This is a genomic window from Paenimyroides ceti (assembly GCF_030409925.1).
Genome location: NZ_JAUFQU010000001.1, coordinates 1,978,196 through 1,990,971, shown reverse-complemented (window position 1 = coordinate 1,990,971; position 12,776 = coordinate 1,978,196). Strand labels below are relative to the sequence as shown.

Below are 12,776 nucleotides of genomic sequence, written 5' to 3'. Positions count from 1 at the left end.
AAATAAAGAATTTAATGACATTATCGTTACTCCATATAAAATGGTATATTTTTATACTACCTGACATATTTTTAAATATTATTTTTTCTATTATACTTTACAGTATCAATTCTAATTAGATATAAAAAACCTTATTTTGTATTGTTTATCTTTGTATTATGAATGTTGAAGAATTAAAAGAATATTTGGATTTTAAATCCGATCAGTATAATAATCCCAATTTTATAGACAGTGATCCCATTCAGATTCCGCACCGTTTTTCTATTAAGGAAGATATCGAAATCAGTGGTTTTTTAGCAGCAACTATTGCCTGGGGAAACAGAAAAATGATTATTAACAGTGCTACGCGTATGATGGATCTTATGGGAAACAGTCCGTATGACTTTGTCATGAGTGCTACAGATCACCATATTGCCTGTATTGATAAAATGGTGCACCGTACTTTTAATACAGATGATTTCCGTTTTTTTATAAAATCTCTAAAAAATATTTATACAGCTCATAACGGACTTGAAAGTATTTTTTCAAATACAGTACCCGGAGAGATGCAACAACGTATTTCAGCTTTTAAAAAGGTATTTTTTGAAATCGATCATCAGCAACGTACTACCAAACATATATCTGATCCGCTTAAAGGATCATCCTCAAAAAGAATCAATATGTTTTTGAGGTGGATGTGCAGAAAAGATCAGAAAGGAGTGGACTTCGGCATCTGGAAAAATATAGCTCCGGCAGAATTATCCTGTCCTTTGGATGTACATTCCGGAAATGTAGCCCGTACATTGGGAATTTTAAAACGGACACAAAACGATCAAAAAGCATTACAGGAGTTAGACACTTCTTTGCGAGGATTTGATTCTGCGGATCCAGTAAAATATGACTTTGCTTTGTTTGGCCTCGGAGTATTTGAAGGTATTAAATAAAACACAACAAACAACCGATAAACTTGATCAGAAATTAAAGTATAAAAAATGAAGTTATTAATGATGAATATCGCATCATTAATAACCTCATTTTTATATTGACAGACAGATCTTTTTATTTATCACTTTATCTGATAGTATTTTCTAACACTGCTCTAAACCACAATTATTGTCAGCTATTTCTATCTGGACAGTTGGGTGGTGGATATTATGTTGTTTCATTAATGTGACGATTTGATGATGGAGCATTTGCTGAGCGTCCATATTTTTCTTGTCTATTACGACGTGTAATGTACCTACGTTATAGTTGCCATCAAGACTCCAGATATGTACATCATGAATTTTGATAATATCGTTTAAAGCAGTAAGTTCTTTTTCTAACTTACCGATATCTACATTCTCAGGAACAGATTGCAACATTATCTTTGCTATTCCTAAAAGGTTTTTACCTGCATTATATCCGATATAGGCTGCGATACCTATTGTAAGAACTCCGTCAATCCAGCTCCAACCTGTAAAGTAGATCAGAATAGCTCCTATCAAAACAGCAATCCAGCCCAATACATCTTCCAATAGATGCAGCATGATGGAACGGCTGTTATGATTACGGTTATTGTTATGGTTGTGGGAATGTTCATTTGGCGTATTATTACTTTTTTTAATTTTCAAAAAAGCGAATCCATTTACCATAACTCCCAATATGGCGAGCCCCAGCATACCCAAGCTATTTACCTCTTTCGGTTCAAGAAACGATTTGTAAGCACTGATGACCATACCTGTGACACCGATCAATAAAAAGACAGATAATCCTAAAGCTGATAACATTGAAAAACGTTTATAACCATAAGAAAAAGAAGACGTGCGTTTTTTATTGGAAAATTTTTCAAGCAAAATAGCAATTCCAATGGCAATAGCATCCATTGAGTCGTGAAAAGCATCTGCAATGATAGCGGTAGAATTTGTAAGCAGACCACCTATGAGTTCAATAATCGAAAACAGTACATTCATCCAAAATGCTAAGGACAATGCTGTGTTTTTCTTGCCGACCTCTTCATGCAAATGATCAACTGAAGTATTGGTATCGGGGTTGCTGTTTTCAGAATGGTTGTGATTCTGTGTCATTTTTTATAAAATAAATTACTATTCTCAACATTCACATGAGAATAAAAATATCCTCATGTGTTATTACAGACTGTAGGCATAACCCAGCATTATTGTTGCTGCTCCGGATTTATTTTTCCCGTTTGCTGTACCCTTTTGTATGTTGATAAGACCATAGTTAGCACCACCTTCAATAAAAATAGCATTGCGTTTCATTTTAAATGTAAGACCTATATTACCTGAAAGTCCAAAATTAAAGGAACGGATGCGATCTTCGATGTTTTGCGTATTATCAAAAGGCAAAGTTAGAATTCCGGCAGATGGATTAGTAGGGTTGGCAGGAACAGGCTTGGTTTTATCTTCATCAAAATATACCTGGCTGTTACCACTCGTTACTTGTTTTGCACTTAACAGTAAACCTGCAAACGGACCTGCGCCTGCATAAATTCTCCATTTTTTTTGCGCTCCTAAGTCCCAGCCAAATTTAGCTAATATCGGAACCATCAAATAATTGAGTTTAGCTTTACTGTCAAGATCTGCATACAAATAACGAGGTCCCTGTGCACCAAGTAAAGGTGCAATCTGTTTTGGAACCGGAATAGCCTGAAAGCCATTTTTTTGACCTCCTTGTTGCGAATATTCTACCATTGCCTGTAAGGAGAAAAGTTTACTGGTCTGAACTTCTACAAAAACACCAAATCCTGCGCCAACACGCGAGCTGTATCCTTTGTTTAACGGATTAACTTCAGATCCGCTGCCTGCACTAAGATTAGGAATGGCAAGCCCTCCGCGGGCTCCTATGCTCCATGGTTGAGCTGTTGTTTTATGTGCATATAGTAAAACTATTGCTACTGCTATTGAAAATATAATTTTTTTCATTTTTTTATTTTTTTAAGTTGTTATTTTACCTTTGTTTATACAGTATTGTTTTGTTGATTGATCTTGAACCCTTTGAATAGCGTTATTTTTTGAGATAATATTTAAATAGGTGAATGGGACATGTTTCTAAAACTACCATAGTAAAGTTTATATAACAAAATCAATTTTAATGTACCCACATTATGTATATCCCTGATTTCTCAATATTTTACTGTTATTAAACATTACAAATTTCCACCATATTGTAAGCTAACGTATTGCAATTTTCCTGATTTAATTTGTAATATTCACAGCTCATTGATAGCAATTCAGTTATCAAAAGCCAATCTTGATCATTGCAATGAGGAGAGTATGGATGTTGATATAATAAAGCCTTAGATAGTATGAGCTCTTATAAGGTTTTAAAATAAAAAAAACACCCAAATAACTTTTAAAATATAATGTTATTTGAGTGTAATATTTAATATTGGTTTATTCTAATTAAAAAACTAATATCCATGAAGCTAAATGTTGTCCGTATCTAAAACAGATACCTGACGTCCCATTTTCTTCTGAATGATTTTAAAGTGGTGCTCATCTTCTGTAGTAATAAGGGAAATTGCTTTTCCTTTTTCATGAGCACGCCCTGTACGCCCGATACGGTGTACATAATCTTGTGGAGATCGGGGCAATTCATAATTAATAACATAAGGAAGATGGTCAATATGTATTCCGCGGCCAATAAGATCGGTAGCGACCAATACATCTGCTTCTCCTGATTTAAAGTCTTCCAGGTTAACCCTACGGGCACCCTGAGATTTATTTCCGTGGACAGCCAAAGCATTGATACCATTTTTCCTGAGTTTTTCAATGAGATTTTCTGCTGTTCGTGTTGACGATACAAATATTAAGACGGGAGAAATATGTTCGTGTTTGATAAGATAGCGCAGGAAAGGTCCTTTTTTTTCTGCATTGACACGATATGCCAATTGCTCAATAGATTCCAGATCTGTAACTTCTTCCTTTACTTCAATTACTTCAGGATTAATATTCAGAGTCGTTTTGATATGTTCTACTTTCTCATTTAAGGTGGCTGAGAATAGAATGGTCTGCTTTTTTTCAGGAACCATTTTTAAAATACGGTTCATTTCATCTTCAAATCCTAATTGAAACATTTTGTCGGCCTCATCTATCACCAGATATTCTATCTCCTTAATGGATAATGCATTTTGATCGATTAAATCAAGCAAACGTCCCGGAGTAGCGATTACTATTTCGGTTCCGTACATTTTTTTCATTTGAGGATTAATAGAGGTTCCTCCGTAAACAGCCATTGATTGAACCGGACGTCTGAGTGCTGGCTGTAAATCTTCATAACTATTTTCGATTTGCACCGCAAGTTCACGTGTAGGTACCAAAACCAGAACTTTAATATTACGGCTTTTTTCATAGCTTTGGTGCTGAATGTTTTGAAGTAATGGGGCCACAAAGCAAAGTGTTTTTCCCGATCCTGTTTTTGCAATTCCCATCACATCTTTTCCTTTCAGAATAAGAGGAATGGTTTGCGTTTGTATTTCAAAAGGTTTTAATAAACCTAAGTTGTTAATAGTTTTGCAAATATGTGACGATAAGCCTAATGATTGAAATGACATAGATTGATTTAAAAGGCAAAGATAGGCATTGTTATGGAATAATTTGCTTTGACTAATGAAGGAATCATTTGAATATATAAGATTGTAAATTGATAAAGCTCATTTATTTTTTAATAAATTAGCATTTGTATGGAGAAGTGTGTCTGATAGAGGAATATTTTTTACTTATGAGTATAAGGTATATAAGTAAATGGTTCCTTCCTAATTGAAATAAAATTGACAAAAGAAATTTATATTTTTAGTGGCCTTGGTGCGGATGAAAGAGTTTTTAAAAATCTTGACTTTTCAGGTTTTCATCCAGTTTTTATTAAGTGGATAATTCCTCAGAAAACAGAAAAAATAGAAGAATATGCTAAACGTCTTTTGGATCAAATAAAAACAACCAAACCAATTTTAATTGGATTGTCTTTTGGCGGAATTATTGCTGTTGAAGTAGCAAAACAAATCAAAACGAAAAATATAATTTTACTAGCTTCTGCTAAAATAAAAAATGAAATACCTTTCTATTATCGTTATTTTGGAATGTTTGGGATTCATAAATTTTTGCCTGTAAAACTTTTAAAAACATCTAATTTTATTACAAACTGGATTTTTGGAACTAAATCAATTTCTGAGAAACAACTTTTAAAAGAAATTCTTATTGATACAGACGAAGTATTTTTGGAATGGGCAATTGATAAAATTATCTGTTGGCAAAACAAGACTGAGCCAACAAATATATTTCATATTCACGGTACAGCAGATTATATACTTCCATTATGTTTTATTAGGACTGACGCTGTCATTAAAGATGGAGGCCATTTAATGACATTAAATAAAGCAGATGAGATAAATAAAATACTACAGGAAAAATTAGGTAATGAATTTATTTCATTTTCAAAATAAAATAATAAAAAAAAGGAAAAACTTAAATGCTCTCTAAAAATTAGCGGTATTATTATATTTTATAAAAGTACAATTGTAACCATCCAAGGTTTCTCCTTAAGATAATTGTACCCTTATTAGTTTTCCATTCTCTAATTGTCCAAATATCATCTTCTAGAAATTCGTCAAACTCAAATAATCCTCTATTATTTATATCGTTTCCTATTTCATGAATAAATAAGTTTATTAAGAATTGTATTTCTTTTATAAATGTAATAGTTGGAAATGATGCATTATTTCTACTCAACACAAAAACTGAGTCACTATATTCAGGTTCAAATAAAGATATTTTATTGAAATAATTAAAAAAGTATTCACATGTTATTTTTTCAGCACCAATTACAATTTTTTCTTTATTAATCAGAGAATAAAAGTTTTCTCCTTTACAAATAGTTGATATTATGTCTGAAAAATGCTCATTTACTGTATTTCTATTTAAGTAAGTTTTATAATATTCAACAAATTCAGTAGGCTTTAATACTTTAGTGAAAACTTTATTTTTATTATACACAGCTTGTGATTTTTTAATACTTTTATTATCTAGGGTGATATAAAAATCAAACCTGGATGCAAATGCAGTATGTGACGAATCTTCAAGCGTATTTCTAAAAGTTTTCTTATGTCTATCTTGTACTTCTATTTTATCCTCTTTATATCCATGTATATCTAATATTATATAATCATTTGTAAGATTATTGAACCACTCAGGAATATATGTACAAGGTTTTATGTTATCATAAGGCGTCATTCCGTATTTCTTATATGCTTTTTCAATCAAATCAAATGGATTTTTATTATCATTAAAATATCCACTATTTAATCCAATTTCTTGTACTATTTTTTTTACATATTTAAATGATTCTGTTTTCATTGAATCATTAAACATTTTATTATAACTTTTGAAAAATCCACCAATTGTTGGATTAGTGTTTAAATCAGGAAATAACTTATCTAAATACTGAGAATTGTTTTGATCATCTAATGCTTGTTTAAAATCATCATCAAGAGGTAGTTCTTTTAATGTTTTAATAAAATCTTCACCATAAATATTATAGTCCAGCAGATTATCTATTGAAAAATCAGACAATAACTTTTTGTTTTCAAATTCCTCCTCAAATAATTCATTTGGGTCATAATAATCAACTGTAAAACTTTGTGGTATTGTTACGATACAAAGGTTATTTGTAAGATAAGTAATATATTCTAAATCAGATTTTATTTCTTCTTTATTATCATTTCCTTCTTTTATACTTGCAAAAATATCACTTATGTGAGAGGTTGAATAAACGAGTAAAAACTTATTCTTATTTGTTATTATATTTGTGAACTCTTCCAATTTTCCATTTCTCATACCAGACATCACATTCCAGTCGATATAAACCTTTATCATATTTACTATATTTTAATCGCAATACCTATCTAAGATAAAAGCTTAAAAATTATTTAATTAAATTTAATTAAAAATCTTATAAACAGAATATTAACAAAATACAATAAACTAGCAAAATACATATATGAGAATATAAGAGGAACTTTTATAGAAGAATTTTATAAGAAGCATTTTAAAGAGTAAAGAAAAGTTAATGCAATTTGTAGAAATATGATTGCAAACCTACACAAGTCAGATAGAACTATAAAACACATTAAAATTGTTCTTATCAAAGACGAAAAGGGCTTATATAATCGAAGTGAAGGTATTGTTATTACTTGGTATTAAATTGCCCATAGGCATTTATAATGATAAAGAGATTATACCCGTTTAATGTCAGCAAAATATTTTTTCTTCCGGATAAAATACTCCCATATAATGCTATTTGTGTAGTAGTAATTCGCTTTGCTGTTATTTTGAATGTTCTTTTTATAGGATGAAATCAACCCGTAAAATGCAAAATGAGATCTTATAATCGCAAAGCAGTGTAGGGGGCGGAGTTGTAACATAAGACGAACTCCTGATATACCGTCCAGGCATAAGCGTTTAAAAAGAATACCAAATTTTTTATTGTTGGGCAGATTTTTATACAGCATTAAAAGCGAATTGCGGTAATTTAAAAAAGTCTTCTGTGGATTAGAAACTTTTAAAGTTGCTCCTCCTACATGATATACTGTGGATTTTCCGCAATAATATGTTTTAATATTCTGGTTATAGGCGCGCCAGCACAGATCAATTTCTTCCTGATGAGCAAAAAAAACGGAATCAAATCCTTCTAATTGGTTAAAAACAGTTTGTCGTATGAAAAAGCAGGCACCGGATGCCCAGAATATAGGAGCTATATCATTATATTGCTGTTGGTCTTTTTCAATGGTATCAAATAGGCGTCCCCGGCAAAAAGGAAAACCGTAACGGTCTATAAAACCGCCAGCCGCTCCTGCATATTCAAAATTTACTTTATTCTTGTAATCTAATATTTTAGGTTGTATGATTCCGATTTTTTCATCGGAAGCAAAGAGTTGCTGTATTGGTTTCAACCAGTTTTCTGTGACTTCAATATCCGAATTAATGAGGCAGTAAAGAGGTTCTTTGATGTATTTCAATGCTTCATTATATCCTTTTGCGTAGCCATAATTAGCCATGTTGGATATAATGGTAACAGTGGGATGAAATTCAGCAATGTATTCTAATGAATTGTCTGTAGAAGCATTGTCAGCTACATAAATAGCAGCATCTTCAGATAATTCAATAAGTGTGGGAAGAAACTGCTCTAATAATTGTTTACCATTCCAATTCAAAATAACGACCGCTATTTCTTTCATTTTACTTTAAATAATTTTCAGAAATGGTCTTTACGTGTTCTTTTGCTTTTGTAAACAACTCATCAGACTTATATGCTTTAGTATTGGTATACAAAAAGTCTAAATATTCTTTTGTAATTTTTCCTGATATTGTTTTAGGATTTTTCCGAACCATCAAAAGATATTCCTGCTCTCTTTCAGGTAAGATCTTTTTAGAAGAATTTTCAAAAGTTGGCATTGTTGTAGTGCCGAATAAATAAACATTCAGATAATCAAGATAAGTCTTTTTTGCCTTATCCATATATTTTGAATCCGGATATTTACGTATAAAATTTTCCCATACAATAAGCCTTTCCCGTATTTTATCCCATGAAACTTCTACTTTATCATTTACCATAAACGGATTTTTCTTATCCTCAGCTTTAAGTTTCAAAAAGGCATTGAGATCTGAAGTAACTCTATATTTAAAGATACCATAAAAATATCCTGCTTTAAAAGAAAGTGAATAATGAGTACTGTCTTCATTTTTAAAATAAATACCTAACTTATCGTATAATTTTTCTTTCTTTTTTATACTGTCCGGCAGATTATTATCCGACCATAAGTGATATTCATTGAGTGCCTTCGATTCAGACATATTAAGTGAATCTAAAAGCTCTTTAAGAATTTTATGGTATTCATTAAATAATTTATTGGCTTCTTCACCTCTGGCACTGCGTAATTTCTTTTTGAGATCTTTTTGTTTGCGCTCCAGGATAGAAATATATTCCTGTGCATCTTTATTGGATAATTGGTATTCAGGATTATCAGAATAACTTATTTCTGATAGAGAATCGTTAAATGCGTCTTCATTAGGCGTAATTGTGTCTTTCTTACATGAAATTAACACAATGGATAGTAATAGTGGGTATATATATATAATTTTCATTTGCTTTGTGTTAGGGCAAATCATTTAAAAATTGATATTTTTTATTTTCGTGGTCTAATTTACAATAATAATGGCTGACTCCGTTGGTAATCATTAAAAAATTAGCATTCATGCTCAAATTGTACCGGGCAATCTGATCAAAGGTTGCCTGTGAAATTATTACTTTAGGTTCCTTACATTCCACCAGCAAAAAAATGCTGCCGTCAGGATTAAACACCACAATATCATATCGTTTATTCTGTCCGTTTACTTTTACAAGTTTTTCAACATTTATATAAGACTTCGGATAGTGTTTTACCTGAATCAAATGCTGTACCACATGTTGTCTCACCCATTCTTCAGGAGTGAGTAGTACAAATTTTTTCCTGATTTCATCGAAGACAAACAGCTTATTTTCACTATTTTTGAAGCGGAACTGAAAAGATGGGAAATTTAATGTCTGCATGTGACAAAAATAATTATAAATGCCATTAAAACCAACTGCTGTTTTGTAGGATAACGATTATGGAAGAAGTAAAAAAAATCATTGCCGATATTAAAATGAAGAATTTCAAGCCTGTTTATTTTTTAATGGGTGAAGAAACATACTACATTGATAAAATAACGGATTATATAGCCGATCATGTATTAACAGAAGAAGAAAAAAGTTTTAATCAGATGGTTTTGTATGGAAAAGATGTAACCATACATGATATCGTATCCCATGCCAGACGATTTCCTCTTATGGCTGATCATCAGGTCATAATTGTAAAAGAAGCACAGGATCTTATCAAGACTATTGATCAGTTTGATGCCTATTTTGATGCAATACAGCCTACAACCATTCTGGTCTTTTGTTATAAATACAAAACACTTGATAAGCGAAAAAAGGTATATAAAAGTCTGCAGAAACACGGATTGATTTTTGAAAGTAAAAAACTCAGAGATTACCAGATTGAAGGCTGGCTGAAACAGGTATTAGCTTCTAAAAAATATACGATCGATTCTAAGGCTGCCGCTATGCTGGTAGAGTTTTTAGGAACAGATCTCAATAAAATCGCGAATGAACTGAACAAGCTTCAGATTATTTTGCCATCGGGAACGATGATTACACCCGATCATATTGAAGAAAATATAGGGATCAGTAAAGAATTCAACAATTTTGAATTAATCAAAGCAATTGCGGAAAAAAATACTACAGCAGCGTATAAGATTGCCTATTATTTCTCTCAGAATACCAAAAACAATCCTTTTGTACTTACGATGGGGTTAACCTACAATTATTTTTCTAAATTACTTCAGTATCATGGGATGATTTATAAAAATGCTCAGGTAAACCCGAAAATGATTGCCGGAGAACTCAAAATAAGTGAATATGCGTTGAAAGATTATCAGTCTGGGGTACGAAACTACCCGATGAAAACAGCCAGCAGAAACATCTCTTATTTAAGAGAGTTTGATTTAAAGAGTAAGGGAGTAGGCGCTACGGCACTACCTCATTATGATTTGCTAAGCGAGATGCTGGCAAAAATTTTTAATTAAATAAAAAAAGACCATGGGACTCAACAAAAATAAAATACTTGGATATGCTGCTATTATTATGATAATAATGGGATGCCTGCTAATAGGGCTCGCCATTTATAAGTATGCCGATATAGCCGGGTATGGATTTGGTGCTACCGGTGTTGGATTTTTGGCTATTGCCTGGGTATTCAACGCTTTAAAAGGCAGGGTTTAGTAAAAGGATTTAAAGTAATAAAAAAGTCAATAGCTTGCTATTGACTTTTTTATTGCGTTATTTCTGAAACATCTTTGCGTATAAATCTTTATATTTTTCTTTGATGATTTTTCTTTTCAGTTTTAGAGTAGGGGTGAGAAGTCCATTGTCAACTCCCCATACATCCGGTGTAAGTTCAAATTTTTTAATTTGTTCCCAATGTCCAAAACTTGGATTGATGCTGTCAAGTACCTTCTTATAGCGTTCTATTACTTTTTCGTTCGTAACAATTTCCTCATTGGTAGTGCCGATAGCTATATTTTTACGTTTTGCCCATTCCTTAAGAAAATTAAAGTCGGGTTGTATAAAGGCAGCCGGCATTTTTTCTCCTTCCCCAACCACCATAATCTGTTCAATAAAACGGGATTCTTTCATTTTATTCTCAATGCTCTGTGGCGTAATATATTTACCTCCGGAGGTTTTGAACATCTCTTTCTTACGGTCCGTAATCTTCAGGAAGCCGTCTTTATCCAGTTCCCCAATATCTTCCGTATAAAAGAAACCATCTTTGAGTACCTCTCCGGTTTTTTCTTCATCTTTGTAATATCCTAACATTATGGAGTCTCCTTTTACAAGTATTTCTCCATCTGCCGCAATTTTTACTTCCAGATTAGAAAGCGGTTTCCCTACAGTACCATATTTGAATCCGTGGTTGGCCATACTATTTACAGATATTACAGGAGAAGTTTCTGTAAGTCCGTAACCTTCCATCACGAGCATACCTGCAGCAGAAAATATTTTACCCAATCTTTGCTGTAATGGAGCGCTGCCCGATACTATAAGGTCAAGATTACCTCCAAGTCCTTCTTTCCATTTACTGAGAACAAGTTTTTGGGCCATCTTAAGTTTTTGATTATACCACCAGCCGTTTCGGTGGTAGGGTTCATATTTTTCTCCAACACCCACTGCCCAAAAGAAAATTTTCTTTTTAAGCCCTGACAGAGCTGTACCTTTTGCAATAATCGCATCATATACTTTTTCAAGTAATCTGGGAACCACACACATTACATTAGGCTTTATTTCTACAATATTAGCCGCTATTTTGTCTATGGATTCGGCAAAGTAAATGGCGATTCCATTGTACTGATACAGATACAAAAGCATACGTTCATAAACATGGCAGCAGGGTAAAAAACTCATAGCCCGGTCTTTTCCTATTTTTAAAGGAACTCTGTCCTGACAACCCAGAAAATTAGAGATGATATTTTTATGTGAAAGCATCACACCTTTGGGTTTACCTGTAGTTCCTGAGGTGTAGATTATGGTAGCAAGATCCTCCGTTTTAACAGCTGATTTTCTTTTTTCAAGTTCTTCTTCATTCTGCAAACTTTTCCCTAATTCGATCAATTCAGAAAGATTTTTAGCACCTTTGATCGTATCAAATGTGTAAATATCTTTTATCAACGGAATTTTATTTTTGATGGATGTAATTTTATCGAATAACATCTGATCCGATAAAAAGCAATAGGTGACTTCTGAATGATTAAAAATATATTCAAATTCATCTTCTGAAATGGTTGGATAGATAGGTACTGTTTGAGCTCCTATTTGTAAAACAGCAGTATCCATAATATTCCACTCTGTACGGTTGTTAGTGGATATCAATGCTATTTTATCATTAGGCTGTATTCCTAAGTGGATAAGGGCTTTGGAAACAGCAACTGCCTTTTCTATAAATTCTGAATTGGATGTTTTGATCCATTTGTTATTTTGTTTGGTAACAAATAAATCCTCCAGATTATAAGTATCCATTGCATAATAAGGTACGTCAAATAGTCTGTTTACTGTATTCATTAGAGCGGAATTTTAGCCTGATATTAGTTGGTGAAAAATTGATAAAGTTTTTTATTTTTTTTATAGTAATTAAGATACAATTTTTAATTCAATTTCAAATAAAAAGCATA

12 protein-coding genes are annotated in these 12,776 nt (G+C 32.2%); 4 read left to right on the top strand and 8 right to left on the bottom strand.

Annotated elements, in window-relative coordinates; genetic code table 11:
- Positions 1-158 precede the first annotated feature (158 nt).
- Positions 159-923 carry a TIGR02757 family protein gene (locus QW060_RS09875; RefSeq protein WP_290363410.1) on the top strand — a complete coding sequence of 255 codons (765 nt, stop codon included), beginning with the start codon at positions 159-161 and terminating at the stop codon, positions 921-923.
- A gap of 144 nt (positions 924-1,067) precedes the next feature.
- Here QW060_RS09875 and QW060_RS09870 read toward each other — a convergent pair whose 3' ends face one another.
- The 3 genes from QW060_RS09870 to QW060_RS09860 form a co-directional block, all read right to left on the bottom strand.
- Positions 1,068-2,045 carry a cation diffusion facilitator family transporter gene (locus QW060_RS09870; RefSeq protein ID WP_290363409.1) on the bottom strand — a complete coding sequence of 326 codons (978 nt, stop codon included), beginning with the start codon at positions 2,043-2,045 and terminating at the stop codon, positions 1,068-1,070.
- 63 nt (positions 2,046-2,108) lie between these two features.
- Positions 2,109-2,903 carry a porin family protein gene (locus tag QW060_RS09865; RefSeq protein WP_290363408.1) on the bottom strand — a complete coding sequence of 265 codons (795 nt, stop codon included), beginning with the start codon at positions 2,901-2,903 and terminating at the stop codon, positions 2,109-2,111.
- Between the two features lie 503 nt (positions 2,904-3,406).
- Positions 3,407-4,534, bottom strand: a complete 1,128-nt coding sequence (locus QW060_RS09860; protein WP_290363407.1) for a DEAD/DEAH box helicase — start codon at positions 4,532-4,534, stop codon at positions 3,407-3,409.
- A 216-nt stretch (positions 4,535-4,750) separates the two neighbouring features.
- Between QW060_RS09860 and QW060_RS09855 the strand changes: the two genes are divergently transcribed.
- Complete coding sequence (locus QW060_RS09855) at positions 4,751-5,419, top strand: alpha/beta fold hydrolase (RefSeq protein ID WP_290363406.1); 669 nt, start codon at positions 4,751-4,753, stop codon at positions 5,417-5,419.
- Positions 5,420-5,471: 52 nt separating this feature from the next.
- Here the strand turns inward: QW060_RS09855 and QW060_RS09850 are convergent, their stop codons facing one another.
- From QW060_RS09850 to QW060_RS09835, 4 genes are all read right to left on the bottom strand, one after another.
- Positions 5,472-6,848, bottom strand: a complete 1,377-nt coding sequence (locus QW060_RS09850; RefSeq protein ID WP_290363405.1) for a hypothetical protein — start codon at positions 6,846-6,848, stop codon at positions 5,472-5,474.
- Between the two features lie 359 nt (positions 6,849-7,207).
- The gene (locus QW060_RS09845) at positions 7,208-8,209 is read right to left on the bottom strand and encodes a glycosyltransferase family 2 protein (protein WP_290363404.1); all 1,002 of its coding nucleotides are present in this window, start codon (positions 8,207-8,209) and stop codon (positions 7,208-7,210) included.
- A gap of 1 nt (position 8,210) precedes the next feature.
- Positions 8,211-9,116: a hypothetical protein gene (locus QW060_RS09840; RefSeq protein WP_290363403.1), complete on the bottom strand. Its 906-nt coding sequence runs from the start codon at positions 9,114-9,116 to the stop codon at positions 8,211-8,213.
- A gap of 10 nt (positions 9,117-9,126) precedes the next feature.
- Positions 9,127-9,561, bottom strand: coding sequence for a type I restriction enzyme HsdR N-terminal domain-containing protein (locus QW060_RS09835; RefSeq protein ID WP_290363402.1), 435 nt, complete (start codon positions 9,559-9,561; stop codon positions 9,127-9,129).
- A gap of 59 nt (positions 9,562-9,620) precedes the next feature.
- On the opposite strand from QW060_RS09835, the gene holA reads away from it, so the two are divergent.
- Both holA and QW060_RS09825 read left to right on the top strand, forming a co-directional pair.
- A complete protein-coding gene (gene holA / locus QW060_RS09830; RefSeq protein ID WP_290363401.1) occupies positions 9,621-10,637 on the top strand; it encodes a DNA polymerase III subunit delta in 1,017 nt (338 codons plus the stop codon).
- A 13-nt stretch (positions 10,638-10,650) separates the two neighbouring features.
- Positions 10,651-10,833, top strand: coding sequence for a CAL67264 family membrane protein (locus QW060_RS09825; RefSeq protein ID WP_290363400.1), 183 nt, complete (start codon positions 10,651-10,653; stop codon positions 10,831-10,833).
- Positions 10,834-10,890: 57 nt separating this feature from the next.
- Here QW060_RS09825 and QW060_RS09820 read toward each other — a convergent pair whose 3' ends face one another.
- Complete coding sequence (locus QW060_RS09820) at positions 10,891-12,666, bottom strand: AMP-dependent synthetase/ligase (RefSeq protein WP_290363399.1); 1,776 nt, start codon at positions 12,664-12,666, stop codon at positions 10,891-10,893.
- Between the last annotated feature and the right edge of the window lie 110 nt (positions 12,667-12,776).

What these genes read in the sequence shown, in the direction of transcription:
- QW060_RS09840 (WP_290363403.1), bottom strand. Translation starts at nt 9,116, where the DNA reads ATGAAAATTATATATATATACCCACTATTACTATCCATTGTGTTAATT.
- QW060_RS09845 (WP_290363404.1), bottom strand. Translation starts at nt 8,209, where the DNA reads ATGAAAGAAATAGCGGTCGTTATTTTGAATTGGAATGGTAAACAATTA.
- holA (WP_290363401.1), top strand. Translation starts at nt 9,621, where the DNA reads ATGGAAGAAGTAAAAAAAATCATTGCCGATATTAAAATGAAGAATTTC.
- QW060_RS09850 (WP_290363405.1), bottom strand. Translation starts at nt 6,848, where the DNA reads ATGATAAAGGTTTATATCGACTGGAATGTGATGTCTGGTATGAGAAAT.
- QW060_RS09870 (WP_290363409.1), bottom strand. Translation starts at nt 2,045, where the DNA reads ATGACACAGAATCACAACCATTCTGAAAACAGCAACCCCGATACCAAT.
- QW060_RS09835 (WP_290363402.1), bottom strand. Translation starts at nt 9,561, where the DNA reads ATGCAGACATTAAATTTCCCATCTTTTCAGTTCCGCTTCAAAAATAGT.
- QW060_RS09820 (WP_290363399.1), bottom strand. Translation starts at nt 12,666, where the DNA reads ATGAATACAGTAAACAGACTATTTGACGTACCTTATTATGCAATGGAT.
- QW060_RS09875 (WP_290363410.1), top strand. Translation starts at nt 159, where the DNA reads ATGAATGTTGAAGAATTAAAAGAATATTTGGATTTTAAATCCGATCAG.
- QW060_RS09865 (WP_290363408.1), bottom strand. Translation starts at nt 2,903, where the DNA reads ATGAAAAAAATTATATTTTCAATAGCAGTAGCAATAGTTTTACTATAT.
- QW060_RS09825 (WP_290363400.1), top strand. Translation starts at nt 10,651, where the DNA reads ATGGGACTCAACAAAAATAAAATACTTGGATATGCTGCTATTATTATG.
- QW060_RS09860 (WP_290363407.1), bottom strand. Translation starts at nt 4,534, where the DNA reads ATGTCATTTCAATCATTAGGCTTATCGTCACATATTTGCAAAACTATT.